At 50.1% G+C, this 25,984-nt stretch carries 20 protein-coding genes and 5 tRNA genes; 15 read left to right on the top strand and 10 right to left on the bottom strand.

Translation table 11 applies throughout. The features are described 5' to 3' along the window. The first annotated feature begins 11 nt into the window (after positions 1–11). Positions 12–1,544 (top strand): phage tail sheath family protein, encoded by a 1,533-nt coding sequence (locus tag UNDYM_RS15785; protein ID WP_162041875.1) that lies wholly within the window; start codon positions 12–14, stop codon positions 1,542–1,544. A gap of 85 nt (positions 1,545–1,629) precedes the next feature. On the opposite strand, the gene UNDYM_RS15780 is transcribed toward UNDYM_RS15785, so the two are convergent. Beyond that, complete coding sequence (locus UNDYM_RS15780) at positions 1,630–2,319, bottom strand: carboxypeptidase regulatory-like domain-containing protein (protein WP_162041874.1); 690 nt, start codon at positions 2,317–2,319, stop codon at positions 1,630–1,632. Between the two features lie 180 nt (positions 2,320–2,499). On the opposite strand from UNDYM_RS15780, the gene apbC reads away from it, so the two are divergent. Together apbC and ribD are read left to right on the top strand one after the other, a co-directional pair. Further along, the gene (gene apbC, locus UNDYM_RS15775; protein WP_162041873.1) at positions 2,500–3,588 is read left to right on the top strand and encodes an iron-sulfur cluster carrier protein ApbC; all 1,089 of its coding nucleotides are present in this window, start codon (positions 2,500–2,502) and stop codon (positions 3,586–3,588) included. A gap of 13 nt (positions 3,589–3,601) precedes the next feature. Next, the gene (ribD, locus tag UNDYM_RS15770) at positions 3,602–4,699 is read left to right on the top strand and encodes a bifunctional diaminohydroxyphosphoribosylaminopyrimidine deaminase/5-amino-6-(5-phosphoribosylamino)uracil reductase RibD (protein ID WP_162041872.1); all 1,098 of its coding nucleotides are present in this window, start codon (positions 3,602–3,604) and stop codon (positions 4,697–4,699) included. A 93-nt stretch (positions 4,700–4,792) separates the two neighbouring features. On the opposite strand, the gene UNDYM_RS15765 is transcribed toward ribD, so the two are convergent. The 3 genes from UNDYM_RS15765 to UNDYM_RS15755 all read right to left on the bottom strand — a co-directional run bounded on the left by UNDYM_RS15765 (position 4,793) and on the right by UNDYM_RS15755 (position 6,024). Further along, a tRNA-Pro gene (locus tag UNDYM_RS15765) sits at positions 4,793–4,869 on the bottom strand. Positions 4,870–4,972: 103 nt separating this feature from the next. After that, positions 4,973–5,049, bottom strand: a tRNA-Pro gene (locus UNDYM_RS15760). A gap of 72 nt (positions 5,050–5,121) precedes the next feature. Then, positions 5,122–6,024 carry an RluA family pseudouridine synthase gene (locus UNDYM_RS15755; protein ID WP_162041871.1) on the bottom strand — a complete coding sequence of 301 codons (903 nt, stop codon included), beginning with the start codon at positions 6,022–6,024 and terminating at the stop codon, positions 5,122–5,124. Positions 6,025–6,216: 192 nt separating this feature from the next. Between UNDYM_RS15755 and gltX the strand changes: the two genes are divergently transcribed. From gltX to UNDYM_RS15735, 4 genes are all read left to right on the top strand, one after another. Then, a complete protein-coding gene (gene gltX / locus UNDYM_RS15750) occupies positions 6,217–7,611 on the top strand; it encodes a glutamate--tRNA ligase (RefSeq protein WP_162041870.1) in 1,395 nt (464 codons plus the stop codon). A gap of 64 nt (positions 7,612–7,675) precedes the next feature. Next, positions 7,676–7,751: transfer RNA gene (locus tag UNDYM_RS15745), tRNA-Ala, on the top strand. Between the two features lie 31 nt (positions 7,752–7,782). Then, positions 7,783–7,858: transfer RNA gene (locus tag UNDYM_RS15740), tRNA-Glu, on the top strand. A gap of 68 nt (positions 7,859–7,926) precedes the next feature. Beyond that, positions 7,927–8,002: transfer RNA gene (locus UNDYM_RS15735), tRNA-Glu, on the top strand. 317 nt (positions 8,003–8,319) lie between these two features. Here UNDYM_RS15735 and UNDYM_RS15730 read toward each other — a convergent pair. Further along, on the bottom strand, positions 8,320–8,613 hold the full coding sequence (locus tag UNDYM_RS15730) for a hypothetical protein (protein ID WP_162041869.1): 294 nt from the start codon (positions 8,611–8,613) through the stop codon (positions 8,320–8,322). A 342-nt stretch (positions 8,614–8,955) separates the two neighbouring features. After that, positions 8,956–9,111, bottom strand: coding sequence for a hypothetical protein (locus UNDYM_RS15725; RefSeq protein ID WP_162041868.1), 156 nt, complete (start codon positions 9,109–9,111; stop codon positions 8,956–8,958). Between the two features lie 424 nt (positions 9,112–9,535). Here UNDYM_RS15725 and UNDYM_RS15720 point away from each other — a divergent pair, with 424 nt between their 5' ends. Then, positions 9,536–11,893 (top strand): hypothetical protein, encoded by a 2,358-nt coding sequence (locus tag UNDYM_RS15720; protein ID WP_162041867.1) that lies wholly within the window; start codon positions 9,536–9,538, stop codon positions 11,891–11,893. A gap of 73 nt (positions 11,894–11,966) precedes the next feature. Further along, on the top strand, positions 11,967–12,386 hold the full coding sequence (locus tag UNDYM_RS15715; RefSeq protein ID WP_162041866.1) for a DUF1801 domain-containing protein: 420 nt from the start codon (positions 11,967–11,969) through the stop codon (positions 12,384–12,386). A gap of 72 nt (positions 12,387–12,458) precedes the next feature. Here UNDYM_RS15715 and UNDYM_RS15710 read toward each other — a convergent pair whose 3' ends face one another. Beyond that, entirely contained in the window at positions 12,459–13,511 is a 1,053-nt protein-coding gene (locus UNDYM_RS15710) for a sulfate ABC transporter substrate-binding protein (RefSeq protein ID WP_162041865.1), read from the bottom strand. 248 nt (positions 13,512–13,759) lie between these two features. Here UNDYM_RS15710 and UNDYM_RS15705 point away from each other — a divergent pair, with 248 nt between their 5' ends. After that, entirely contained in the window at positions 13,760–15,337 is a 1,578-nt protein-coding gene (locus tag UNDYM_RS15705; RefSeq protein ID WP_232063504.1) for a thioredoxin fold domain-containing protein, read from the top strand. Positions 15,338–15,410: 73 nt separating this feature from the next. On the opposite strand, the gene UNDYM_RS15700 is transcribed toward UNDYM_RS15705, so the two are convergent. Next, entirely contained in the window at positions 15,411–16,988 is a 1,578-nt protein-coding gene (locus UNDYM_RS15700; protein WP_162041864.1) for an ABC transporter substrate-binding protein, read from the bottom strand. Positions 16,989–17,392: 404 nt separating this feature from the next. Between UNDYM_RS15700 and UNDYM_RS15695 the strand changes: the two genes are divergently transcribed. Further along, complete coding sequence (locus UNDYM_RS15695) at positions 17,393–18,973, top strand: DUF1800 domain-containing protein (protein ID WP_162041863.1); 1,581 nt, start codon at positions 17,393–17,395, stop codon at positions 18,971–18,973. Positions 18,974–19,013: 40 nt separating this feature from the next. Then, positions 19,014–20,267: a DUF1501 domain-containing protein gene (locus tag UNDYM_RS15690; RefSeq protein WP_162041862.1), complete on the top strand. Its 1,254-nt coding sequence runs from the start codon at positions 19,014–19,016 to the stop codon at positions 20,265–20,267. 82 nt (positions 20,268–20,349) lie between these two features. On the opposite strand, the gene UNDYM_RS15685 is transcribed toward UNDYM_RS15690, so the two are convergent. Then, positions 20,350–20,658: a hypothetical protein gene (locus UNDYM_RS15685; protein ID WP_162041861.1), complete on the bottom strand. Its 309-nt coding sequence runs from the start codon at positions 20,656–20,658 to the stop codon at positions 20,350–20,352. A 260-nt stretch (positions 20,659–20,918) separates the two neighbouring features. On the opposite strand from UNDYM_RS15685, the gene UNDYM_RS15680 reads away from it, so the two are divergent. Genes UNDYM_RS15680 through UNDYM_RS15670 form a run of 3 tightly spaced genes read left to right on the top strand, consistent with a single transcriptional unit; the run spans position 20,919 to position 23,479 of the window. Then, entirely contained in the window at positions 20,919–21,950 is a 1,032-nt protein-coding gene (locus tag UNDYM_RS15680; protein WP_162041860.1) for a methionine ABC transporter ATP-binding protein, read from the top strand. Next, positions 21,950–22,609: a methionine ABC transporter permease gene (locus UNDYM_RS15675; protein ID WP_162041859.1), complete on the top strand. Its 660-nt coding sequence runs from the start codon at positions 21,950–21,952 to the stop codon at positions 22,607–22,609. The genes UNDYM_RS15680 and UNDYM_RS15675 overlap by 1 nt, the downstream gene beginning before the upstream one ends. 60 nt (positions 22,610–22,669) lie before the next feature. Further along, on the top strand, positions 22,670–23,479 hold the full coding sequence (locus UNDYM_RS15670) for a MetQ/NlpA family ABC transporter substrate-binding protein (protein WP_162041858.1): 810 nt from the start codon (positions 22,670–22,672) through the stop codon (positions 23,477–23,479). Positions 23,480–23,572: 93 nt separating this feature from the next. On the opposite strand, the gene UNDYM_RS15665 is transcribed toward UNDYM_RS15670, so the two are convergent. Then, complete coding sequence (locus tag UNDYM_RS15665; RefSeq protein WP_162041857.1) at positions 23,573–25,969, bottom strand: fused MFS/spermidine synthase; 2,397 nt, start codon at positions 25,967–25,969, stop codon at positions 23,573–23,575. Between the last annotated feature and the right edge of the window lie 15 nt (positions 25,970–25,984).

The following is a 25,984-nucleotide window of genomic DNA, read 5'->3' as shown; positions in this document are numbered from 1 at the left end:
GAGTATCAGGCATGACAGAGCAACGCGCAACACCAGGTGTTTATGTTACTGAGGTGGATGGTTTTTCCAGTGCCGTGGTGGCAGTGCCCACCGGTATTCCGGTATTTCTTGGCTATACAGAAAAAAACAGCGCCAAGGCAGCCAATGCAACTCTGCCTGTACGCATTTCGTCACTGGCCGAGTACATTGATATCTTTGGTGCTGCTCCACAGATAGAGTATGACTACGTCAGCAATAGTCAGGCAACACCGCCATACCAGGCCAATAATGCCGCGCCAGCTTTTGGCCTGTACTTCGGCCTGGAATTGTTTTTCAATAATGGTGGCGGGATTTGCTATGTACTTTCTCTTGGTACGTATGATGAGGTGATTGATGCTGGCGCCTTTGGCAAAGAAGCGTATACCAACGCGCTGCCCATAGCTGCTGGCTGCACAGAAGCCGATTTGCTGGTCATGCCAGATGCTGTGCATCTCAGCCTCGATGACTGGGCCAGCGTATCGCAACTGGCATTGCAAAGCTGTGAGCAATCGCAACATCTCATGTGTGTACTGGATGTGCACAATGGCTATTTGCCTGCGGATGGCACTGCACAGGACCCCATTACAGGTGGTGCGGGTAGCGGTGGTTTTTACAGGATTGCCGGGCTCGGTGAAGAGTTCAATAAATATGGTGTCAGTTATTATCCCTGGCTGAACACGAATATCGTCAGCATGAGTGATATCGACTACAGATGGATTTCAGCCGCCACCTTGGCTTTACTGGTGGCAGATTTGACGACGGAAGCACCCACTTTATTTCCACCCTCTGCAACAGATGCGCCAGCGCCCAGGTTGCAGTCTTATCTCAGTATTGTCAGCTCGTTGACTCAGGCGGGTGATGCAGTGGCAGTGCGGCAGCGCCATCAAAGCCTGATGGCAGTATCACCTCTGTATCAAACCTGCATGAACAATATCGCTACCAGCGTTAACCTGTTGCCGCCAGCAGCAGCGATGGCTGGCGTATATGCACGTACCGATCACACCTTTGGTGTTTTTCAGTCGCCCGCCAATACAACCATCATCAATGCCATTTCTCCTGTGGTGACGATTAGCGACCAGGAACAGGGCAGCTTGAATGTGCCCTTGAATGGCCTGGCCGTGAATGCGATACGCACTTTTCCCAATTATGGCTTGTTGGTCTGGGGCGCCCGTACCCTGGCGGGGAATAGCGACGACTGGCGCTACATCAGTGTCAGGCGTACGGTCATCATGCTTGAGCAATCCATCAAAGCCGCCTTGCAAACTTATGTGTTTCAGGCCAACAATAACCAGACCTGGATGGCCGTCACTTCGACGATCAGCAATTTCTTGAATGCGCAATGGAAGTACGGTGCACTGGTTGGCAGTAAACCAGCAGATGCATATAGTGTCAGTGTAGGGTTGGGAACTACCATGACGGCCCAGGACATACTCGACGGCGTGATGAATGTCACGGTCATGGTCGCGCTGGTGCATCCTGCAGAATTTATCGTACTGACTTTTCAGCAGCAAATGCAGACCAGCTAAGGTGTGATTACGCGCCCACTAAGCTCTCATTAAGTTGATTACGATTGCCTGGCGCAATGCCAGGCAATCTGCAAATTGCAGGCAATCAGTCATAGCCAAATGTTGCAGTCTTGCTCAAATTGCGGGGAGCAGGCGGCGCCTTGGGCACGAAGTTGAACTGGAATTTGACATTGGTTGGCCCATCATTGGCCACTTGCACGGTTTGTGCCAGCGGTTCGCCAAACATATTCGGTGCCCAGGCTTTGACTTCATATTTGCCTGCTGGCAGATTGTTAAGGGCGACACTGCCCGATGCATCAGTCCTGGAAAAATATGGTGTATCAACCACATAGATAAAACCGCGCATCCAGTCGTGGAAGTGGCAAACCAGGGCTACTTCACCCGCTTTATCAAACAGGATAGGCGCAGGTTCTTCTTTCTTGCTGTTCACGCGCAATTCAAATGTCTTTGCAGGAGAAAATGATTTCAGGTGATGCTCGTGATTATCCTTGTTGGGAAAACGCACCTGTGTGCCGCTGCGTATAACAGTCAGGAAGGGGCTGAAGGCATAATTTTCCTGTGCCACCACACTGGTTTCGCCCGGCTTTTTGGCGGGAGAGGGCGTGTCCAGCGGCGTCGCGAACAGAACAGCATTGCCCATGGCTTGTCCATTCTTGTCGGTCAGGTGACCCACCAGCAGGCCAGCCTGGGCGGCCATGGAATAACCCAGCAAGCCAAGAGCAGATAGCGATAGGCAGAATTTGTTGCGGAAGTGGTGTTTGGCTGGTGCTTGCATCAATTTCTCCTGATTTTCTTATAAAAAACAAATGAGCGCAGTCCATTATGCTTGAACTTCATTGAGCGGGGAAGTTTGCGCTTCTTCAATATGCCCGCTTACAACACGCCTGACATCAAGGGTATTACAGCCTGGATGCATAAATTGCGCTAGACTTGCAGGATATCTATGGAGAATTGCATGAGTATTACAGTAGAAGACATTAAAGCCGTATTGGCAAAAGTGACAGACCCAAATACGAATAAAGACCTGATCGCGACTAAATCAGTAAAAAATATCAAGATAGAAGGCACAGATGTCAGCCTGGACGTGGAACTGGGTTACCCGGCCAAAAGCCAGTTTGAAATGATACGCGCTGCCGTTGTGGCTGCCATTGCTGTCTTGCCCGGTGCGGGCAAGGTCGCGGTCAATGTGACCTCAAAAATCATCGCCCATGCTGTGCAGCCTGGCATCAAACTCATGCCGAATGTGAAGAATATTATCGCTGTGGCCTCAGGCAAGGGCGGGGTCGGCAAATCGACTACCGCTGCCAATCTGGCGCTGGCCCTGGCTGCTGAAGGCGCGGCCGTTGGTATCTTGGATGCGGACATTTATGGCCCTTCACAACCCATGATGATGGGTATTTCTGGTCGCCCTGAAACGGTAGATGGTAAAACCATGGAGCCATTGGAAAACCATGGTCTGCAGGTATCCTCTATCGGTTTCATGATAGACCCGGATGAACCCATGGTCTGGCGTGGTCCCATTGTTACCCAGGCCCTGCAGCAATTGCTGGGGCAAACCAATTGGCGTGACCTGGATTATCTCATCGTTGATATGCCACCAGGCACGGGTGATGTGCAACTGACACTATCGCAAAAAGTGCCGGTGACTGGCGCCATTATTGTGACAACGCCACAGGATATCGCCTTGCTGGATGCGCGCAAGGGACTCAAGATGTTTGAAAAAGTCGGCATCCCTATCCTGGGCATAGTCGAAAACATGAGCATCCATATCTGCTCCAACTGTGGTCATGCCGAGCATATTTTTGGCGAGGGTGGTGGGCAGAAGATGTGCGCTGACTTTGGCGTTGATTTCCTCGGTGGCCTGCCTTTGACGATGAGCATACGCCAGCAAGCCGATTCAGGCACGCCTACCGTGGTTGCCGAACCTGATGGGCAAATCGCCGGTCTGTATAAAGACATCGCCCGCAAAGTCGCTATCAAGGTTGCGGAAAAGGCCAAGGACATGACCAGTAAATTCCCCACCATCACCATACAAAATACCTGAGGTGCAGGCGAGTATGGATAGGCAGGCTGATTATGCTTACATGCAGCAAGCGCTGGAGCTGGCCAGACGCGCGACCATAGAAACTTCACCCAACCCCAAAGTGGGTTGCGTGATAGTGCGTGATGGTCAGGTGCTGGGGCAGGGCTGGACGCAGCCAGTAGGGCAGGCGCATGCTGAGGTGCAGGCCTTGCGTGACGCCGCCGCAAAAGGCCATGATGTGCGTGGCGCTACAGCCTATGTCACGCTGGAACCATGTAGCCATTTTGGCCGCACACCACCTTGTGCAAACGGTTTGCGTGATGCTGGTATCGCACGCGTAGTCGCTGCCGTGCAAGACGCGAACCCGCAAGTGGCGGGACGCGGTTTAAGTATCTTGCGCGAGGCTGGTGTTGAAGTTGAATGCGGTACTTTTCCTGACCTGGCCTTGCAGGCGCGGGAATTGAACATAGGTTTTTTCCAGCGCATGGAAACAGGCAAGCCCTGGGTCAGGATGAAAGTTGCTGGCAGCCTTGACGGCATTACCGCCTTGAGCAATGGCCAAAGCCAGTGGATCACCGGACCAGCAGCCAGGCAGGATGGTCATCAATGGCGGGCGCGTGCTGATGCGATTTTGACTGGCATAGGTACCGTGCTGGCAGATGACCCCATGCTGAATGTCCGGGGCATGGACACGCCACGTCAGCCACAAAAAATCATTGTTGACTCCCAGCTGCGCATCTCGCCCCAAGCCAAAGTGTTGCAAGGCGGGGCCTTGATTGTCTGTGCTGAACCTGATGCTGAAAAACAGGTGCAACTGGAACAGGCTGGGGCAGAAGTGATTTGCTTGCCAGGTGCAAATCAGCAAGTCGATTTGCCCGCCCTGATGCAAGAACTGGGACGCAGGCAAATCAATGAATTGCATGTGGAAGCAGGGGCGACTCTGAATGGCGCATTGATCAATCAAGACTGCGTCAATGAATTGTTGCTGTACCTGGCGCCCAAGCTGTTGGGTAGTGGTGCCGGTTTATTTAATTTACCTGAATTGACACATGTGGATCAGGCGAGCGTTTTGCAATTTCACGAAATCAGCCAGGTGGGAGATGATGTGCGGATACTGGCTCGCTTGAAATAAATCATTTATATGTGAAGCAGAAATATGTGAACCCGGAAAATGTAAGGCAGAAAAGAAAAAAGGATCGTTGAATAATCAACGATCCTTTTTAACTGGTCGGAGTACAAGGATTCGAACCTTGGACCCCCTGCTCCCAAAGCAGGTGCGCTACCGGGCTGCGCTACACTCCGAAAAACTGGTCTGTCATTTATTATTTTAGGCGATTCAACTTAAAACTACCAAGATATGAATCTACCGAAATAAAAGGGACCGTCGCTGACGATCCCTGGAATCTGGTCGGAGTACAAGGATTCGAACCTTGGACCCTCTGCTCCCAAAGCAGATGCGCTACCGGGCTGCGCTACACTCCGAAGACCGCAATATTACCGCTTTAGAGACTTGCTGTCAACCCGTTTGCCCGTACATCCCTCTATGGCAGTCATTCATAATGACTTTTTACTTTCAAAATAGCGTTGCTTGCCGGTAAGTGGATCATCGAAACAAATGGATTTTGCCAGCAACTGCAAGGGCGCCGAAAAATCATCTGCCTTGCAGGGCAGGGCGATTGGATAAAATGCATCGTTAAGAATGGGCGCACCCAGGCTGCTCATGTGCAGGCGTAATTGATGCTTTCTACCAGTCACAGGCTGCAATTGATAAAGGCTATATTCACCACGCCTTTCCTTGATATCGATCAGGGTTTCTGAGTTTGGCATGCCTGCCACTTCACGCATGACAAAGAACTTGTCGGCTTCTTCCATGCGGCTGCGATGGCGCAGCGGGAAAACCAGTTCTGGCAAATGCTTCGCAATGGCGTGATAGGTCTTTGCCATGCTTTTGCGCTGGAACAGGGATTGATACTGCCCGCGGGTGGCTGGATTGTGTGAAAACAGCATGACGCCTGCGGTTTCCCTGTCCAGCCTGTGTATGGGGGTTAGATCCATCAGGCCTGTATTTTTCTTCAGTCTGACCAGCAGGGTTTCCCGCAAAAATCGACCTGATGGAATCACTGGCAGGAAGTGCGGTTTATCGACCACCAGCAAATGCTCATCCTGAAACAGGATTTCTTCATGAAACGGGACAGGTGTTTCATTCTCGATTTCTCGGTAGTAGTAAATACACATGCCGCGTTTGACAGCGCTGTCAGCAAGCAGGGCCACACCGTGCTGATCGACTACTTCTTGCTTGTCCAGGCGTGCTTGCCAGATGTTAGCCTCAACATCCGGGAAATGAGCTTGCAAAAAACTGAAGACATTGTCCCAATGGCCTTCTGGTATCCAGATATAGCTGGGCGCGATGCCGTCGCGTACTGGCAAAGGCAGGGGCAGGGGAGGTTGGGCTTGCATATCTGTTGCTTTATCTGGGTGTTTGTTTTCGCCGCCATACTATCACGCAGGCTTCATTCCAGAGTTCAGTGGGGCACCCTACCTCATGAAACTATCCGTCCGGGATGTTAAAACGGTAAAATGCTGGTTTTAACCATTATCGCGTTCTTGTATGTCAGTTGTATCGACAGCAGGGCGCAGGCTAGTGATCTCATGACTGTACGTACCCGTTTCGCTCCCAGCCCTACCGGCTATCTCCACGTTGGTGGTGCCCGCACTGCCTTGTTCAGCTGGGCATTTGCCCGTCATTTTGGTGGCACTTTTGTGCTGCGCATAGAAGATACCGATCTTGAGCGCTCTACACCAGAGGCCGTACAAGCTATCCTTGATGGCATGAACTGGCTGGGCCTGCATCATGATGAAGGCCCTTACTATCAAATGAAACGCATGGAGCGCTATGGTGAAGTGCTGGCCGACATGCTGGCAAAAGGCACTGCTTACCACTGCTATTCCTCGCCGGAAGAAGTTGAAGCCATGCGTGAACGTCAGCGTGCAGCAGGTGAAAAGCCGCGTTATGACGGTACATGGCGTCCTGAGGCTGGCAAGACTTTGCCTGCGATTCCGGCAGACCGTAAGCCTGTCATACGTTTTAAAAACCCGCTGGATGGCGAAGTCAGCTGGCTGGATGTCGTCAAGGGCCAAATCACCATAGCCAACCGTGAGCTCGATGATCTGGTCATTGCCCGCCCTGATGGCACGCCTACTTATAACTTCTGCGTCGCAGTTGATGACTGGGATATGCAAATCACCCACGTTATCCGTGGCGATGACCATGTCAATAACACACCGCGCCAGATCAATATCCTGAACGCACTTGGCGCAACCCTGCCGCATTATGGTCATTTGCCTATGATCTTGGGCCCTGATGGCCAAAAACTGTCCAAGCGCCATGGTGCTGTCAGTGTGATGGAGTATCCAAAGCAAGGCTATCTGCCTGAAGCCATGCTCAACTACCTGGCCCGCCTGGGCTGGAGCCATGGTGATGATGAGATATTCTCCATGGAGCAAATGTGCAGCTGGTTTGATTTAAGTCATTTATCTGGTTCTGCTGCCCAATTCAATCCTGAAAAACTGGCCTGGATCAATAACCACTACATCAAGGCCGCAGACAACGCGCGTCTGGCTGGTTTGATCAAACAGCAAATGCTGGACGATGGTGCACAGTTTGATAATGCACCCGCACTGGAAGCCGTAATCGCACTGTTGAAAGAGCGCACCAATACGACGGTAGAGCTGGGGCAGGCTGCCATGCTGTTCTATCGTCAGCCAGCAGCAGACCCGGCATTGATGACCCAGCATGTGACTGAAGCGATCTTGCCAGCCCTGCGCCAATACGCCGAACTCTGCAAAACCGTGGAATGGAATAAGGCAGCCCTGTCTGCCGCCATGAAACAAACCCTGGCTGATTTCTCACTGAAGATGCCACAACTGGCCATGCCTTTGCGCTTGCTGCTGACAGGTCAATTGCAAACACCGTCCATCGATGCCGTCATCGAGCTGTTTGGCCGCGAAGTCGTTACTCAGCGCCTGAGCGTAATTGCAGGCTAGAAAGTCTGGGGGCTTTACATCTGACGATGTATCCCCTATAATCTTGTTTCTGTTCTGCAGCGTCGGGGGTATAGCTCAGCTGGGAGAGCGCTTGCATGGCATGCAAGAGGTCAGCGGTTCGATCCCGCTTACCTCCACCAAATAAAGTGGCAGAGCAGAACATTACTTGTTGTCCCCATCGTCTAGAGGCCTAGGACATCACCCTTTCACGGTGAGTACAGGGGTTCGAATCCCCTTGGGGACGCCAATAAACTTCATTATTTATTGTGGACAGCAAGTAATTTACGATTTAGGTCAGCAACACGGACAGAATCTGTCCCCATCGTCTAGAGGCCTAGGACATCACCCTTTCACGGTGAGTACAGGGGTTCGAATCCCCTTGGGGACGCCAGTAAGTTCTCGTTAAGAGAGTGAAAAAAGCCTTGAGAAATCAAGGCTTTTTTTTCGCCTGTACGATCCCTTTACAGTTTGGTCCTATTCGACACATCAATATACATTTGCTGCCTCTTACCCCAGCGTTATGGGGATCCACTCAAATTTAGTCAATTGCTTTTCCATCCAGCTTCATCCAACGGTCCAATGCTCCAGGACAAACGTATCAGCATTCCTGTCGATGTGGTGAGTCTTTCTAAAATCTTGCCTGTCCGTTGCAATGTTTGCTAGTTTTTTGTTGATATGAGACTATTTTTCTGATGATGGAATGTTTTTTTATATTTGCTTTTTAAGGTTGAGGATGAAGAAAAAAATTTTGCAAAGTTCAGGTGTAGTGTTGATCACTTCCCTGCTATGCGCAGCGACGTTTGTGAAGGAGGGTAACTCCAGTGATTTGCCAGCGTCATCCGGACTTAAGCCAGAGGCTCCCGGCGTCTTCGGGCCGCAGGCCTCTGCAATCCCGGGATATCCAGCACCTGTGTTGCCGTCTGCTCCAGAATCAGCGTGGGTTAACGCAGACAAAGAGCAATTTGCTGCTTTACTGGCAGGACAAAAAGCAGATTTTTTCATCGCACCGGTTGAAAGCCGCATCAATGGATTTGATCGCAGTACTCGCTCTTTGATGGCTGCGTTCCTGGCGACAGGATTGGCCGATAATTTCGGTGAGAAGTCACTGAACCCTTACCTGGTGCAACGGGCACTTGGCGAAGGACACAGGAAAATCGAGCAAGCGCAAATCCTGCGCCTGGCGAATGAGACTGGCGCGCTGAAACGATTAATTGTGGAAGCAGGCTACGATGATGCCGGGAACTGCCTTGTCAAATTCCGTTATTCTCAGCGATCGACTGTCAGCGATACGTGGCCAGAAGAAAAATCGCAAGCACTGACTATTCCAGTTGAAGAAAACCAGACTTACGCAGAAACCTTCCGTATAAAAGCAATACCTGAAATCGCGAAGGCGATGGAATTAAAGTCTTCAACAAAAACAACAACAACGAGTGCAAGTCCAATCGCTGTTATGACGCGCTTGCCTGATAATTTGACGCAGGCAAGATCCGCTGCGGCCACGAGTCGCCTCAACGAGAGCATTTTGTATCAGGTGCTGGGCACAATTTCTCCTGGCCAGCCCGAGCGTGCACGCGAGAGACTATTTGAGCAGTCATTGCTTGCCCTACACAGTAGCGGGCAAAAAGGTGAATTTGCAGGGTATCTGGAAGCGCGTGCAAATTTCTACTTGCATTCCCGGCCAGCAGCCCTGAAAAGTCTGGGGCAAACCAAGAGTGCAGAGGGCATCGCTTTCCGTGCTTTTGTGAACGGCAATCTGCCAGAAATGGAAAAAGCAGTTTTGGGCGTGAAGAACGAAATTTCCCGCCTGATGCTGGAGATAGAATTGCAAGACTTGCGCCAGGCATATGGCGTCTCGCTGAAAACCCCTGTACCAGCTTTTGTCGTGACAGCATTGGACAAGCGGCCTTTCTGGCAAGCCTTGTTCTTGAGAAGATTGCAGGAATATGATCAATGGACTGTGCAAAGCAACGTGCAAGTGAAATGGCAGCTTGATCAAAGTCTGCCGATCGAAGGGTTTGATCTTGAAACCAAAGTCAGAAATTTGCAGGCCCAGGGCAAGAAGGCTGATGAAATCGAACTGGGAATGTCTGCACTGGAACATATAAGGCGTGCACGTGGTCCTGCCTTGCAGGCTTGTAAGTCCAGCCATCCTATGTGTGTCGATGCTGCGTATCTCGATATGCTCGAGGCAAACCTGATTTCAAATGTCGTGAAGTTGCTGGATAAGACAGCGTTATCTCAGGGTAATTACGAACGCGCGGAAAAAATGGGCGAGTATTTTTCTGGCTATTTGAATGGCAATCCTGATTATGCGCTGGCAATGGCGAATGTTTTGAATTTCAAATTAAAAGCTGCGGCACCGGAATTACGTCAGGCAATCATCGATAAAATCAAGAAGCAGGCGAGTTTGGCTGCTTATTGGGAGCAAGGGCAAACTGAAACCTCTGTCGCCGCAGCGAAGTTGCTGCATGGATTGCATTTGAATGTGGAATCGACCCCGTACTTCAGTGTTTTTGCTGGTGATCTGCCACTGCGTCCTTATTGGGTTGACCGGACCTGGTACACAAGCTTCACGGCACGTACTGAAGCCGCATTATTGAAAAAGACCGTGGATGAGATGCGAGTGAAGCTCAACTATGCGCAAACTGAAATAAATTTGGCACTGGCTATCGCACAACAAAGGGACGTGACGGATGCAGAATTAAAAACCTTGAAGAATCAGGTTGCTGACAGGTTTAACGGTAACCCAAGTCGCGCTGACTTAATGGCGATAGTCGATAAAGTCCCTGACACAGAGCAAAACAGGATAAAAAACTATGAGCTGGCAATTCGGAATCATCCGGATACATGGTCAAGCTATCATCATTATGCCAATTACCTAATCAGTTTTAAAAACGACTATCGCCATGCCAAAGAAATTTTTCTAAAGTATCCAGGCTTCAAACGGCCAGATGTTCATGGTGTCGTTGAGGTGAGTAATCATGCCGTCGATGCTGGGAATACCTTTTTCTGGAATGCGTATCCAGAAGACGCAAAAATATTTTATAAGATTGCAGCCGATCTGGACACTGGCTCAGGCGCCAGTCATTTGGGTGCTATCAGACTGCATTTGCTGAAGGGAGACTATGAGCAGGTTTCCGCATTATCACTTCATAATGCGCAACGATATGATATTCCCCGGTCGTATGGCGACTATATGGCCTGGCAATTCGTGTTTGGTAAAAGCCAGCAGGGATGGGATGTGTTCAATCAGATCAAAGCGAGACTCAAATCCCCGGAAGCATGGCGAGCTGCTGACATTGGATACAGAATAGACCAGCGCTCATGGGAAGACATCAGTGCCTGGCTGCTTAAGGATGAAATCAAAAATATCAAATTCGGGCTATATAAGCCAGCAATGATATTGGCGGTCTTGCACAATAGCGTCGATCGCATGCCAGCGGCAGATTTGCCTGAAGTCATGAAATCGATAGAGGGAAAAGCGACGGGCAGCTATCGCTATCCGCCTATGTTTACCGTTCCCACAGAATCTGGCGATGAGGTTGCGCTTCCTTTCTCGCCGCTCAGCTCACGCGAAAACACCAAAATAGCGGCGGGCGAACTTTGGTCAGATTCCATCATGTTTGCCGACGCTTACCTGAGTTTTCGCAAACGGGATTACAAAGAAGCTGCAGAAAAATTTTATAAGATGGAGGCTTTTTATCCTGTAAATTATGAGGCCAGCCTTAACCGGTACGCATATACCTTGCCGTATTTTTCCTGGGCCAGCGCCAGGTCAGGTGATCCTTATAAGCTGGAAGCATACCTCGATAAAATAGGTGTGCTCACCAGTGCCGAGCATGATTACTACCTGTCCAAGGCAATCTTTACCGGTGTGCGCGGCGAGACAGCAAAGGCCGTGCAATACCTGACTCTGGCATTTAACAATAGAAGAGAGAACGACACCAGGCTTATCTTGAAAGAGTTCCAGTGGGCCGAGATATGTGAAATGTTATTTGAAGCCACGAATGACAAGAAGTATCGTGACCTGGCTTTGAAATGGAGTAAAACTTACCAAAAGCTGAATCCAACTTATGCTTGGGCTTATGCAATGGAGGCCAAATTGACTTCATCTCCAGAAGACCGCTTGCGCGCCTTGGGTATCGCTTTATATTTGGACCCGGGTTCAGAAAGGGCTAATGCTTTTCCTGAAAACCTGAAACAGCAAGCGAAGAAATGGTTTGAATCCCACAACCCGTTTATCCGTGCTACAGGAACCGCAAAAAATAGCAAGCTTAAATAAGAGCACTGCTAAATAAAAATAAAGCCTGAACCACACTGATGGTTCAGGCTTTATGAGGCAGAGGAGGGCAGTAATGAATGAAATTAACAACCTCCGGGTCGCGCAGGTGTTTGCTAACTATCCATCCCCGATACGGCAAAAGTTGATGCACCTGCGTCAACTGATCCTCGATACCGCATCAGAATATAAACTTGCCAGCACGCTGGAAGAAACCCTGAAATGGGGCGAGCCAAGTTATCTCGTAAAAACCGGCAGCACAATCAGAATTGATTGGAAGAGCGCCAGACCTGAGCAATACGCGATGTATTTCCATTGCCAGACCAGCCTGATCGATACCTTCAGACAGCTATATGCAGACAAGCTGACATTCGAAGGTAACAGGGCGATTATTTTTCATCAGGATGATGAAGTCCCCATCGATGAACTCAAGCATTGCATACTTTTGGCGCTCACTTATCACGACAGAAAACATCTACCCATGCTGGGTGCATAAACAATATGCGTTGTTTGATGTTTTGTTTGCGTTGATTTCTGTTGTGTTGTTTGCTATGGCTTTATTATTGACTTACTTCTTGATGTAAATCTTGTCAAACTCACCGCCATCATCAAAATGTTTTTTCTGCGCTTGCTTCCAGCCGCCGAATACATCATCGACAGTAAACAAATTCACGGGTTTGAAAGAGGCTGCATATTTCTTTGCCGCGATTTCTGAGCGTGGGCGCAGGTAGTGTTTGGCGATCAGGTCCTGGCCAGCTTCGGTATAGAGGAACTGCAAATAGGCTGTGGCGATTTTGCGGGTACCCAGTTTGTCGGCTACCTTATCTACCACCGCAACTGGAGACTCTGCCAGGATAGAGATTTTTGGATAGACGACTTCAAAGTTGTCACCAAATTCCTGACGTACGAGTTGCACTTCATTCTCAAAGGTTACCAGTACATCACCAATTTCACGCTGGGTGAAGGTGGTAGTGGCACCGCGTCCACCGCCATCAAGTACCGGTACATTCTTGAACAGGTTTTCTACCAGTTGGCGTGCCTGAGCTTCAGTGCCGCCAGTTTTGATGACGGAGCCCCAGGCTGCCAGGTAGCTGTAACGGCCATTTCCAGAGGTTTTTGGATTGGGGATGATGACTTTTAAGCCGGGTTTGCCAAGGTCATCCCAGTTGGCGATGTGCTTGGGGTTGCCCTTGCGCGTCAGGAAAACCATGGTTGAATAAAACGGCGCTGCATTATTTGGGAATTGTTTGGCCCAGTCTTGTGGCAGCAGGCCCTTGTCTGCGAGTATGTCGATATCATTGGCCTGGTTCATGGTCACGACCGAGGCTTCCAGCCCATCAATGACCGAGCGCGCCTGTTTGCTGGAACCACCGTGGGATTGGTTAACACTGATGCTTTCGCCGGTTTTCTTTTTCCAGTCTGCGACAAAGGCGGGATTGATGTCCTTGAATAATTCCCTGGTCACGTCATAGGATGCATTCAGTATGCCGGTGGCAGCTTGTGCCGTGCTGTGAAAGGCAAGCAGGCTGACACTGGCAATCAGCAATGCGGCGGCGAAAGAAGTGCGGCGCTGACGTTGGCGGGTTTTGATTAATTGTTTTATATGTGCGATTTTGCTCATTTTTTGCTCTCGATTTGCAGACCGTTCATCTTGCGCAAAAATGCCAGACTTGTGAACGATGATATTTTTACTTGCTTAGACGCACAAGGCATAAGTGGCATGGCATACGCGGGCCTGGTATTTCTTGCCGGAGAAAAACAAATATGGATACTCAAAATTAGTCTGATAAGAGCTTGCGTCCGCTGTACTGCAAAGACATTAAATTTGCTACACTGAGTCTCTTGATATATTTATCCAGGTCAAAACCGATGAAAATGACTACTCCCCTGATGGCAGCTCTGTTGGCTGCAAGCGCCTCAATTTCACTGACTGCCATGACGGCATTGCCCGCCCAGGCGGCGGATAGCAAGGCGGCCAGCGCCTCTGCACATGCAGGTGGTATAGACTGGCGCAAGGACAATAATGTGGATGCGGCTTTTGCCCAGGCCAAGGCCAGCAACAAGCCCTTGTTCTTGTATTGGGGAGCAATCTGGTGCCCGCCTTGTAATCAGGTAAAGGCGACAATTTTCAATCGCCAGGAATTCATCGATAAATCACGTCATTTCATTCCGGTATATCTGGATGGCGATACCCCGGGTGCGCAAAAATTTGCATCGCAATTCAAGGTGCGTGGTTATCCGACCATGATACTGTTCAAACCTGACGGCACAGAGATCACCCGTTTGCCAGGTGAAGTTGATTCTGAACGTTATTTGCAAGTGCTGACCCAGGCACTGAATACCACGCTGTCTGTGCAGGACACCATGAAACTGGCACTGGCTGGCAATAAAAATCTCAAGGATGAGGATTGGAGCCTGCTGGCCGATTATTCATGGGATGATCCTGAGCAAAAACTGGTACCCGGCAAGGAGCTGGTGGCGACTTTGCTCAAACTGTCTGAACTGAGCCCGGCTGGTTTGCATGCCACGCGTTTGTACTTGCGCGGCATTTATGCAGCAGCGACAGCCAAGCCTGGCCAGGCATTACCAAACATAGACAAGGCCCAGGCAACAGATAAAGTCCTGAAAGCCATCAATGATCCCAAAACAGCACGCGACAATATGGATTTGTTGAGCAATGCTGCTGGGGAGATCACCGAGTTCCTGACTGTCGCCAAATCAGAGCCACGCAACAAGCTGGTGCGTGCCTGGAATGCGGCAGTGGTCAAGCTGGCTGATGATGCCACGATTTCCAAAACCGACAGGTTGGGCGCAGTCGGTGCCCAGGTTGCTCTGGCCAGTCTGGATAATGCCAAGCCAGAAGCGGCTTTGCAAAAGGATGTGCAAAAGCGTGTAGCGGCGATAGAGCAGGCGACTACCGATGCCTATGAACGCCAGTCTGTCGTCAATGCCGCTGCCCATGCACTGGGTGATGCGGGTTTGCTTGATGATTCTGACAGCTTGCTCAAGGCTGAACTCAAACGTTCACATTCTCCTTACTACTTCATGTCCACCCTGGGTTCCAATGCCAAGAAGCGTGGTGACAAAGTCGCTGCCGCAAACTGGTATGAGCAAGCCTATAACGCCGCCAAGGGGCCGGCTACCCGTTTGCAATGGGGTTCCAACTATGTAAGCAGCCTGGTAGAACTGGCACCAAATGATGATGCACGTATAGAAAAAGCCGTGCAAAGTGTCTTTGGCGAAGCCGCAAAAGTCGATAATGCCTTCTATGAACGCAACCGCGCCTATCTGGAAAAAATGGGTAAAAAACTCATAGACTGGAATAAGGAAGGCAAGCACCAGGTCGCTTACCAGAAAGCCCGTAGTCAGCTCGATGGCATCTGCGGCAAGCTACCCGCGAATGACCCGCAAAAAGCAGTTTGCCAGGGGGTGCTTAATAAATCTTGATGGCAATCTTGGTATAAAAAAAATCCCGCGACTTGATATCGCGGGATTTTTTTTATGGGCTGTTCAATGCAACTCAGTCTGGTTTGAACTGGTGAGCAAAGGTAAATTCATCCGTCCTGGCCTTGTAATGCAATCCCTTGCGCATGGCCCAACTGGCGTATTGGTGATGCAGCGGCATGGCTGCATAATCCTGCAAGGCGGCCGCCATGGCTGTTTTGGCAAATGCTTCGCGCTTGTCTGCTTCGACAGATGCTAGCGAAGATTGTATTGCCTCATCCAATGCACGGTTACTGTATTTGCCCCAGTTCCAGCTGCCCCAGCCATTGTCGGCGTTGACGGTGCCCAGAGTGGTACGCAACGCGAAGTCACCCGCCAATGAACCCCAGCCCAGCAAGGCCATGCTGTAGTCACCCTTGGACGCTTTGGGGAAATACACTGCCAGCGGTTGCGTCTCCACCTTGGCCTGTATACCTATCTTGCTGAGAAATTGTGCAACAGTCTGCACTATCTGTTCATCATTGATGTAGCGGTTATTCGGGCCGTGCAGGGTCATCGCAAAACCATTTGGATAGCCAGCTTCAGCCAGCAATTTTTTAGCGCCTTCCGGGTCGTAGGCTTCAAGCTTCAGACTATCGTTATAGCCAAACACGCCAGGTGCGACGAGGTTAGATGCTGGCACTGCCAGACCTTCCAGTATGCGCTCTGTCAATGCTGTGCGGTTGATAGCCTTGGCAATCGCCTTGCGCACGCGTATGTCTTTCAGTGGATTGGTCGCCAGCGGTTTGCCCGCCTTGTCGGTGATGTAGGGTGAAACCCGGGCCTGGTGATCCAGTTGCCAGAACAAGGTGCGCCAGGAAATTTTTTGTTCCAGCTTGAATTTGGCATTGCTTTTGAGCTTGCTCAAATCTGCCGGAGGGATACTCTCTATCGCATCGACATCACCAGACAAGAGCGCAGCCATACGAGGCGCACCGGCAGTGATGATGCGGAAGGTGACCTTGTCCCAGGCTGATTTTTCACCCCAGTAAGCATCGTTTTTTGTCAGCTCAACTGCATCACCGCGTTTGAAGCTGGCAAATTTATAGGGGCCAGTACCGATTGCCGCCTTGCCGCTGTTGAAGTCATCGGTGCTTGCCTGCAATGCTGCTTTTTTTGAAACGATAAATACAGAACTCATGTCCAGCGGCAATGGGCCGTATGCGGTCGCCGTTTTCAGGCGCAGGGTATGGGCATCAACTATCTGTTTGCCAGTAATTTGTTTGGTAAAGCTGGTGTAGGGGCCGGGGCTGTTTTTTATCTGTGCAGGCCTGTCCAAAGAAAACACCACATCTTCAGCCGTCATCTCGCTACCATCATGGAACTTCACGCCAGGCCGCAATTTGAATTCCCAGGTGGTCGGGTTAATCGCCTTCCATGACAGCGCCAGGCCAGGTGCCACGCGGCCATCTGAATCAACACTGACCAGTGCCTCGAACAAATGCGAGGCCATGGCATTGTTCGGCCCGCTATTGAAATAGTGCGGGTCGATGGAATTGACGTCAGCGGCAAGGCCTATCTTGAGATTCGCAGCAAGACTGTGTACAGGCTGGAAAATACCCAGCGAGGCTGCAAGCAGGGCGGGGAGCAAGAGCTTTTTTGTGGTGAGAAGCATAAGCAACTTTCAAGTTTCAATCTTGCAAGCTTACCATTGCCTGCGTTTTTCATCAGGGCCGCGAATGTATTTGTATATTTGAAATGAGATGAAGTGAGATGGAATGCGTTCTGACATGTTGATAAAACCAGCTTGCAAATTTAGAAATTTCGAATTTTGAAATTTACAAATCGAAGCACATTCTGCAAGAGCGAAATGAATCAGGGTGCCGCGCAGGTTCTGCGAGGGGCTACAAGGATTTTTCCTGTAACAATCCGTAGTTTTGCTTATTTTGATTTACATGCCGTTACTTGTGAAAGCTATTCGCATGAAACTATATTGATTACATTGTACGAATGAATAAGCAAGTCATTGTTCTTCTGCATAAATACTTCAACAGTTTCAATAACGGGTATAAGAAATAGATGAAAAACCTGACAAAAATTCCTGGCTTGCTGGTGTTGTTGATCACCGTAAATATCTGTGCTCTTCCTGTGCATGCTGCAGGTTCTTCGACTGAGGCAGAAGCCCTGCACGTACTGAACCGTCTTGCTTATGGGCCGCGGCCTGGTGATATAGAGCGGGTCAAAAAAATGGGTGTGGATGCCTATATTGAGCAGCAACTGAATCCGCAATTCCTGCCCCTGCCAGATGGTTTGCAAAAGAAATTGAAATCACTCGATGTCATGAGTCAGAGCGCGGGTTCGGTCTTGTTTGATTATCAAAAAGCCTTGAAAGACACCAGCGATGAGTCAGATGCTGCGCAAAAGAAACGCCGTGAACTGGTCGGCCGCATTATGGAACAAACCGCAGAATCCAGGCTATACCGTGCCATAGAAAGCTCGCATCAACTGGAAGAGGTGATGGTCGATTTTTGGTTCAATCATTTCAATGTGTTTAATGGCAAAGGCCTGGACCGTGCACTTGTCGCCAGCTATGAGCGCGATGCGATACGACCCTATGTCTTTGGCAACTTCCGTGATTTGCTGGGTGCAACGGCCAAGCATCCTGCCATGCTGTTTTATCTGGATAACTGGCTGTCCACGTCAGCAGACTTTCATGCGCATGGCAAGCAGGGTAAGGGCGGTGGACAAAAGGCCAAGTCCAGTGGCTTGAATGAAAACTATGCGCGTGAAGTCATGGAGTTGCATACCTTGGGTGTGGATGGTGGCTATACCCAGAAAGACGTGACCGAGCTGGCGCGCATGCTGACCGGCTGGACTTTTGATCCGCGTGCCATGGTCAGAAGTAATCAAAACTTTTACTTTGATGCTGGCAGACACGATAAAGGCAGCAAGCTGTGGCTCGGTAAATCCATACCTGTGCGTGGTCAGGCTGAGGCAGAATTCGCGCTTGATGTGCTGGCAATGCATCCATCCACAGCGCATCATCTGAGTTTCAAACTGGCACAGTATTTTGTCGCTGACAAACCTGCGCCCGCCCTGGTCGAGAGGCTGGCCAAACGTTATCTCGATACGCGTGGTGACATACGGGCTGTATTGCAGACACTGTTTGCCAGTGCCGAATTTCGTGATCCCCAAAATGCCGGTGTGAAATATAAAACCCCGTATCAATATGTGGTGTCCGCCATCCGGGCCAGTGATGTCAACGTGCAAAATGTCAGGCCCGTGTTGGGCATACTGGCGCAGCTTGGCATGCCTTTATACGGCAGCCAGACACCTGATGGGTATAAAAACACCCAGAATGCCTGGATGAACCCGGATGCCATCAGCCGCCGCATCAACTTTGCTACCGCACTCGCAACCGGCCGCCTGCCATTCGATAAAGAGATAGAGGATGGCGACAAAATGGGCAAGAAGCAGTTGGCAAAACAGGCTGAAGAAAAATCAGACCGGCCCGCGGTCATGCCTGCGGTCAGCGCCACTGCCTTGTTGCAGACACTGGGGCCAGGCTTGTCTGGGCGCAGTATAGAAATTGTGAATGGCAATCCCGAAGCCTTGCGTGCATCACTGATATTGGGCAGCCCGGATTTTATGCAACATTGAAGCAGGCAAGCGCACAGATCGTACAGACAAAGAGAGCAAAATGAAACGCAGAAATTTCTTATATTCCATGGCCGCAGGAGCGGGTTTGCTGGTCCCGGTGGGGCAGGCTGCCTGGGCTGCGAGGGCAAATGGTGCAGCTACCGAGGCAGCAACAAAAAACAAACTCATCGTCATCATGTTGCGGGGCGCAGTCGATGGCTTGAATGTGGTGGCTCCGTATGGTGATGCCAACTATGCGCGTCTGCGTCCGACTATCGCGCTGGCAAGGCCGGGGCAGACCGATGGTGCGATAGATCTCGATGGTTATTTTGGTCTGCATCCTGCACTGGCAAACTTGCAGGATCTTTGGCAGCAAAAGAAACTGGCTTTTGTGCATGCCAGTGGCTCACCGGATTTTACCCGTTCGCATTTCGATGCCCAGGATTATCTGGAGTCTGGCACGCCTGGGCGTAAAGGCACGACAGATGGCTGGATGAACCGTTTGCTCGGCAACTTGCCGGGTACGACGACACCAACGCGGGCTGTTAGTGTCGGTGCGGTCATGCCCCGTATTTTGTCGGGCACGGTTGCCGCCAGCAATATCGCCAGCGGTGCGGCGGGTACCAAGGCGAATGTACTGGACAGGCCCAAGGTCGGTGCAGCTTTTGAACAGATGTACAAGGACAACGATAAATACGCCAAAGCCTTCAGCGATGCCAAAGAAGCGCATCAGGAAATGATGGGCGCTTCCATGGAAAAAGAGCAGCAGGCTGCCAATGGCGGCGCGCCTTTACCCAATGGTTTTCCTGACGACAGTACCCGTGTTGCCACCTTGCTCAAGAATGATCCGAAAATCCAGATGGTGTTCATGGCATTGGGTGGTTGGGATACCCATGCCAACCAGGGCGCTGGCAAAGGTCAGTTGGCGAATCGTTTGTCACCGCTGGGTCTGGGCCTGGCGAATCTGGCCAAGCGTCTTGGCCCCATGTTTGATGACACGACGATCGTTGTGATGTCAGAGTTTGGCCGTACTGCCAAACAGAATGGCAATGGCGGCACCGACCATGGGCATGGCAATGTCATGTGGGTGCTTGGTGGCAAAGTTGCTGGCGGCAAGATATATGGCGACTGGCGCGGCCTCGGCAATGATCAGTTATATGAGGGACGTGATGTGCCGGTGACCACCGATTTTCGTTCGGTATTGACGCAGGTCTGTGAGCGTCATATGGGTTTGTCAGACAATCAGTTGCTCAGGGTTTTTCCTGAACAGGCTTACGCCAGGTCCAGTTTTAATTTATTTGTGAACAAAGCCTGATTGCTGATTAATTGCTGATCATAGTAAGTAAAAAAGCCACTCTGGATTAAACCGGAGTGGCTTTTTTGCATGTGTACGGTGTTCAGGCAGTGGTATTGATGGTTGTGCCAGTCACTTGCCCGCTGGTATTGACGACTGGTTTGGGTTGCTCTGGCGGCGGTGGTTCTGGCTGCTTTACATTCTGCTTGCTGGCCAGTTGCGCCTGTTGCTCCGCTTGTGCAGCGGTAATTCTTTTTTGATCTGCAATGGCATCAGCCGTACTGGAGTCGCGGTCTGCTGCTGCGCCTATGGTTTCCGCACTTTGTTTCTGCTGACCTGCAGCAGCTTGCTGCAAGAGTTGCTGTTGTTGTGCAACTTGCGCTGCGCTCGAAGATGTAACGGACGTGACCATAATATTAACTCCTAAGACTAGAACCAGGATCATTTCAACATAGCGAGCCTGGACCAAAATTACAAGCGATTTAACCACAAATCGCAGTTTGTTGCCATGCGTCAATGTTAATCACGCCCGCTCAATTGATAGTGCGTATTCATTTTTCAACTTTGCTTATACGAATAGTTGTATATACAAATGCATATATATGATTGGAAAAAACTTGTTGCCTTCGATAAAGTTGAGTCCAACAGCAACAACAGCCGGTCAGATATTCAGTGATACGTATAGAGCAGTTAGCAAAGATTTATAGCCATCAGGGCCGCGAAGTAAGGGCCTTGCATAATATTAATTTCAACATAGAAACGGGTCAGGTTTTCGGCATCATAGGCCGTTCCGGTGCGGGTAAAAGCACTTTACTGCGCACCTTGAATTTACTGGAGCGTCCCAGTGCGGGCAAAGTGGTAATTGATGATCAGGACATCACCAGTTTTGACACGCAACAACTGCATGCCTTGCGCCAGCGTGTGGGCATGGTGTTCCAGCATTTCAATTTGCTGCATGCAAAAACGGTCATCGACAATATTGCCTTTCCGCTCAAGCTGAGTGGCAAATATACAAGGCAGGAAATTCAGGCAAGGGTAAACGAATTACTCGAGCTGGTAGGTTTGCAGGACCAGGGTCATAAATATCCATCGCAATTGTCTGGTGGGCAAAAGCAGAGGGTGGGCATAGCCAGGGCGCTGGCAAATTATCCGCATCTATTGCTATGCGATGAGGCGACCTCGGCATTAGACCCTGAGACCACGCAAGCAATCTTGCGCCTGTTATTGGATATTAATAAAAAACTGGGCCTGACCATCGTCTTGATCACCCATGAAATGCAGGTGATACGCACTATCTGCGACAAGGTGGCAGTCATAGATGCGGGAGAGATTGTTGAGCTCGGTGATGTGGTTGATGTGTTCCTGCATCCTCAACATGCGGTGACACAAAGCCTGGTCGCAGAAAACCAGGCACTGGATCTGTCTGTGCTGGAGCGCAGCGACCAGGACGATGACCGTCACTTGCTGCGTTTGAGCTATGTAGGTGCCAGTACGCATGAACCCATCATTACCCGTATCGCGGCGCAGGCTGGTGTCGATATCGCCATTCTACAAGGCGTGATAGGGCGCATCAAGGATACGCCTTACGGGCAATTGCTGGTGGAGTTACACAGCACGCGGGAACAGTCCGCGACTGTCGAGAATTTATTGAAAAATGCTGGTGTCAGGGTGGCAAGAATCAGCGCAGCAGCAGAGGTGCACTGATGGACTTTTCTCAAATTGACTGGAGTGATATCGCATTGGCGACACTCGATACCCTGACGATGACGGGTGCCTCTTTGCTGTTCACCGTGGTGCTGGGTTTGCCTTTGGGTGTGCTGCTGTTTTTGACAGGTAAAAAGCAATTGCTGGAGCAGGGCCTGCTGTACGCAGTGTTGTCGGTAGTCGTGAATATTTTGCGCTCTATCCCTTTCATTATTTTGCTGATCGTATTGATCCCTTTCACGCTGTTATTGATGGGAACATCGCTGGGGGTGCCAGGAACCATACCGCCGCTGGTAATCGGAACAACGCCATTTTTTGCACGCCTGGTAGAAAACGTGTTGCGGGAAGTAGATAAGGGAATTATTGAAGCCTGCCAGGCCATGGGTGCCAGGACCTGGCAGATTATCTGGCATGCATTGTTGCCAGAAGCATTGCCGGGTTTGCTGGCTGCAGCAACAGTAACGACGATAGCCCTGGTGTCGTATGCAGCCATGTCGGGCGTGATCGGTGGTGGTGGTCTGGGTGACCTGGCGCTGCGTTATGGTTATCAGCGTTTTCAGACTGAGGTCATGGTAGTGACGGTATTTATTTTGATCGTGCTGGTGCAGTTGCTGCAATTTGTCGGTGACAAGCTGGTGTTGAAATTCACACGTAAGTGATTAAGCAAGTAATTAAGCAAGTAACTAAGCAAGTTTTTATTTTTTTAAATTGGAGCCACTATGTCTTTGAACCTGAAACGCCGTTTTACCCTGATACTGGCAAGTAGCCTGACAGCTGCTGCCGTGTTTTCACCAACTGCCTTCGCGGTAGAAACCTTGAACATCGCAGCCAGCCCCGTGCCACATGCAGAGATATTGGAATTTATCAAGCCGCAACTCGCCAAAGAAGGCGTGGATTTGAAAGTAAAAGTTTTTACTGACTACATACAGCCAGCAGTGCAGGTCAATGAAAAATATCTGGATGGTAATTTCTTCTTGCATCAACCTTACCTGAACGAATTCAAGAAAAGCCACAAGAATGATATCGAAGTGCCTATCGCCAAGGTGCACGTAGAACCTTTCGCTGCCTATTCAAGCAAGTACAAAAAGCTGGCTGACTTGCCAGATGGTGCAACTGTCGCTATCCCAAATGACCCATCAAATTCTGGCCGTGCCTTGCTGTTGCTGGCAAAACAGGGTTTGTTGAAACTGAAGGACCCAAAAAATATCTCTGCCACTCAAAAAGATATCATTGAGAATCCTAAGAAACTGAAATTCAAGGAACTCGAAGCAGCAACTTTGCCGCGTGTATTGAACCAGGTTGATCTGGCTTTAATCAATACCAATTATGCGATAGAAGCAAAACTCAATCCGGTCAAAGACTCGCTGTTTATCGAAGATGCGAATTCACCTTATGCAAATTTGCTGGTGGCGCGTGAAGATAATAAAAATAGCCCGGCTTTCAAAAAACTGGTGGCAGCCTTGAATTCACCTGAAGTCAAAAAATTCATTGAAGACAAATACAAGGGCGCAGTGGTTCCTGCTTTTTAATCGTCTCTTCGGATAATAAAACACCCCGGCAGAATTAACTTGCCGGGGTGTTTTGTTTTATATGCTGTGTTACATTCCGCTTTACATGCCACTTTATCTGCTGGTCGATGCCGGTTCAGTTGCTGCCTGCTTCAAATTCACATAGGGGCTGCGCGCAAAGCTTTTCAGATAATCGATATTGTCCTTGAATTCTTCATCTCTCATGGCATTGCCTTTTGGCGTGCTGTATTCGAGTAAAAGATTGTCGTCATTTGACAATATGGTTTCACTCAATGCCAACATCTGTTTCACCTGTTCAGGATTGAGTACTTGCGCACCAGAAATGGATGCTATGCCGTTCTTGTAAAGAGCGAGATAATTCTTCATAGTTTGATTATCGGCCATCGCTAACAAGTGTTTTTCCTTTGCGGCATCGGGAAATGCATCCGGGCTATTGCTGGCTATCATTGCGCCTTGCTTGCCTACGTTATAAATCCAGACGTAGCGAAAGGACTGCGACAGGCTGGCAATCATGACTCTCAGGTTTTGTTTCGACATGTGCGCCGTTTGAAACCATTGTTTCAACACACCTTTTTCGGCCAGTCTGGACTTGGCCAGTGCATAAAATTCCTGGTTGTACAGAGAGGCTGCACCTGCGAACCAGATAGAGGACAGTTGTATCGCAATCAGATCGTATTTTTTGTCGGTCAGCGACAAATGATTCCTGCCATCGGTATACAGGAATGATACGCCAGGTTTTGTAGCGAGATTCTGATTGACGTCAGCAAAATGACGGTTGGCGATATTCACCAGGTCGCGACTCAGATCAACTACTTCCATCGATTTGAAACCCGATTCATGGATTGCCATGGCCGTGACGCCAGTGCCATATCCTATGACCAGGGCATTGTCGTAGTTATTCAAATGCAGCATGGGTATCAGTCCAAAGCCTGCCTGTGCCAGCATTTCGCTACCGGCTTCCATGACATTATTGCCCTGGAACTTGCCATTCGTGGTCAGGGTTTTAAATTCCTTGCCTTGTTCGGTTTGCGCCATGACCGCAGTCAGGCCACCATCTGCACTCTCCGCATGGTCTATCATTTTCCAGCCCGCATAGTAAGTCGGCTTGAAATAAGTGTTGATGCCAGTGGCGATTGCATTCAGGTCCAGTTGTTTGGGGCAGGCAATGAGCAAGATCGTAGCGGCAATAGCACTGCCATATTGTTGCAGGGCGGGCACAGATTTGTCGCGCGATTTCCAGGTCGCTATCAATAGCAAGGTGAACGCCACTACACCGCACAATAAACTGGTGTAGAAGCCGCCGATAGCTGGCAGGAGCAAGAATCCAGCCAGTAACACACCAGCGATATTTCCCAGAGTATTGATGGCAGAAGGAAAACCTATACCGTCATGCTGGCCTTTGGAAGCGATCGTCATGCTGACAGGATAGAGAGCACCAATTGCAAATGCTGGTGGCAGGGCAATAATGATGGCTGGAATAGCGCGCAAAAATTCCCTGAACCAGAAAGAGTAGGGGACCGTGCTTTTTGCCAGACCATAGAAATACAAAGAAGAAAGATGCCACAAAAAAGTGGAGCATAAGATCGTGCAGGTCAGCAAAAACAAGGCGTCATTTAATTGCTCATTGGTGGAGCGCTTGCTTGCCTTGCCTGCATATTTGCCACCCAGGGCCAGGCCTGCCAGAAAGCACGTCAGCATCAGTGAAAAAGCATAAGTGCTATTGCCTATGACCACGGCCAGCAAGTGTATGGTCGAGACTTCCATCATCATCGTCAGTGCGCCGACGATGAGCAGGACGAACAAGCCAAAGCGATAAGAGCCTTGCGCCAGCAGATCAGTTTTGCCTTGCTCCTGTGCTGGCAAGTTGTCTACTGTTTTTGTTTCGCTGACCAGCAAGAATGCCAGCAGCGCCACCATGATATCAATGGCTGAGGACAGCCACAGCGTGCCATTCATACCCAGAGCAGGAATGATCAGATAGCCCGACAATAAGGCACCAGACGCCGCACCAAAAGTATTGGCGGAATAAAACCATGAAATAGAAGCCATGCAGGATTTGCTATCCGCAACGGCACGCACCAACAGGGGAAAGGTCAGGCCCATGAGGATGGTGGGGAAGAGCAGCACCAGTGCGCCCAGCAAGACCTGATAAATGACGAGAGAGCCAGAATCGGGCCTGTAGCCGACTGCAATCATTAAATAGATATCGTGCGCGAATGAAAATATATAAGGCGTACACAGGCAGTACAGGGCAATCGCCAGCTCTGCCATGGCATACATGCGCACCGGGAAGCGTGTGCGTTTTGCCACGCCTGCACCTATCGCAGCCCCGATCGCCATACCCGCCATGTAAATCGCCAGCACAGTGTAAGTGGCGCTGGACTGGCTACCAAATACCAGGGCAAGCTTCTTTGCAAAATAAATCTGGTAAGCCAGTGCCGCAAAACCGGAGGCAAAGAAAATTCCAAACAAGGTGTTTATTTTTTTCACGGTGATATTTTTAGT

The organism is Undibacterium sp. YM2 (genome assembly GCF_009937975.1).
GTDB lineage: Bacteria > Pseudomonadota > Gammaproteobacteria > Burkholderiales > Burkholderiaceae_D > Undibacterium.
The sequence above is the reverse complement of the archived record's forward strand: the minus strand, read 5'-3'. Positions and strand labels throughout refer to the sequence as shown.

Coding starts and splice junctions, on each gene's coding strand:
- UNDYM_RS15785 (WP_162041875.1), top strand. CDS start 12: ATGACAGAGCAACGCGCAACACCAGGTGTTTATGTTACTGAGGTGGAT.
- UNDYM_RS15780 (WP_162041874.1), bottom strand. CDS start 2,319: ATGCAAGCACCAGCCAAACACCACTTCCGCAACAAATTCTGCCTATCG.
- apbC (WP_162041873.1), top strand. CDS start 2,500: ATGAGTATTACAGTAGAAGACATTAAAGCCGTATTGGCAAAAGTGACA.
- ribD (WP_162041872.1), top strand. CDS start 3,602: ATGGATAGGCAGGCTGATTATGCTTACATGCAGCAAGCGCTGGAGCTG.
- UNDYM_RS15755 (WP_162041871.1), bottom strand. CDS start 6,024: ATGCAAGCCCAACCTCCCCTGCCCCTGCCTTTGCCAGTACGCGACGGC.
- gltX (WP_162041870.1), top strand. CDS start 6,217: ATGACTGTACGTACCCGTTTCGCTCCCAGCCCTACCGGCTATCTCCAC.
- UNDYM_RS15730 (WP_162041869.1), bottom strand. CDS start 8,613: ATGAAAAAATCTGCTTTTTGTCCTGCCAGTAAAGCAGCAAATTGCTCT.
- UNDYM_RS15715 (WP_162041866.1), top strand. CDS start 11,967: ATGAATGAAATTAACAACCTCCGGGTCGCGCAGGTGTTTGCTAACTAT.
- UNDYM_RS15710 (WP_162041865.1), bottom strand. CDS start 13,511: ATGAGCAAAATCGCACATATAAAACAATTAATCAAAACCCGCCAACGT.
- UNDYM_RS15705 (WP_232063504.1), top strand. CDS start 13,760: ATGAAAATGACTACTCCCCTGATGGCAGCTCTGTTGGCTGCAAGCGCC.
- UNDYM_RS15700 (WP_162041864.1), bottom strand. CDS start 16,988: ATGCTTCTCACCACAAAAAAGCTCTTGCTCCCCGCCCTGCTTGCAGCC.
- UNDYM_RS15695 (WP_162041863.1), top strand. CDS start 17,393: ATGAAAAACCTGACAAAAATTCCTGGCTTGCTGGTGTTGTTGATCACC.
- UNDYM_RS15690 (WP_162041862.1), top strand. CDS start 19,014: ATGAAACGCAGAAATTTCTTATATTCCATGGCCGCAGGAGCGGGTTTG.
- UNDYM_RS15685 (WP_162041861.1), bottom strand. CDS start 20,658: ATGGTCACGTCCGTTACATCTTCGAGCGCAGCGCAAGTTGCACAACAA.
- UNDYM_RS15675 (WP_162041859.1), top strand. CDS start 21,950: ATGGACTTTTCTCAAATTGACTGGAGTGATATCGCATTGGCGACACTC.
- UNDYM_RS15670 (WP_162041858.1), top strand. CDS start 22,670: ATGTCTTTGAACCTGAAACGCCGTTTTACCCTGATACTGGCAAGTAGC.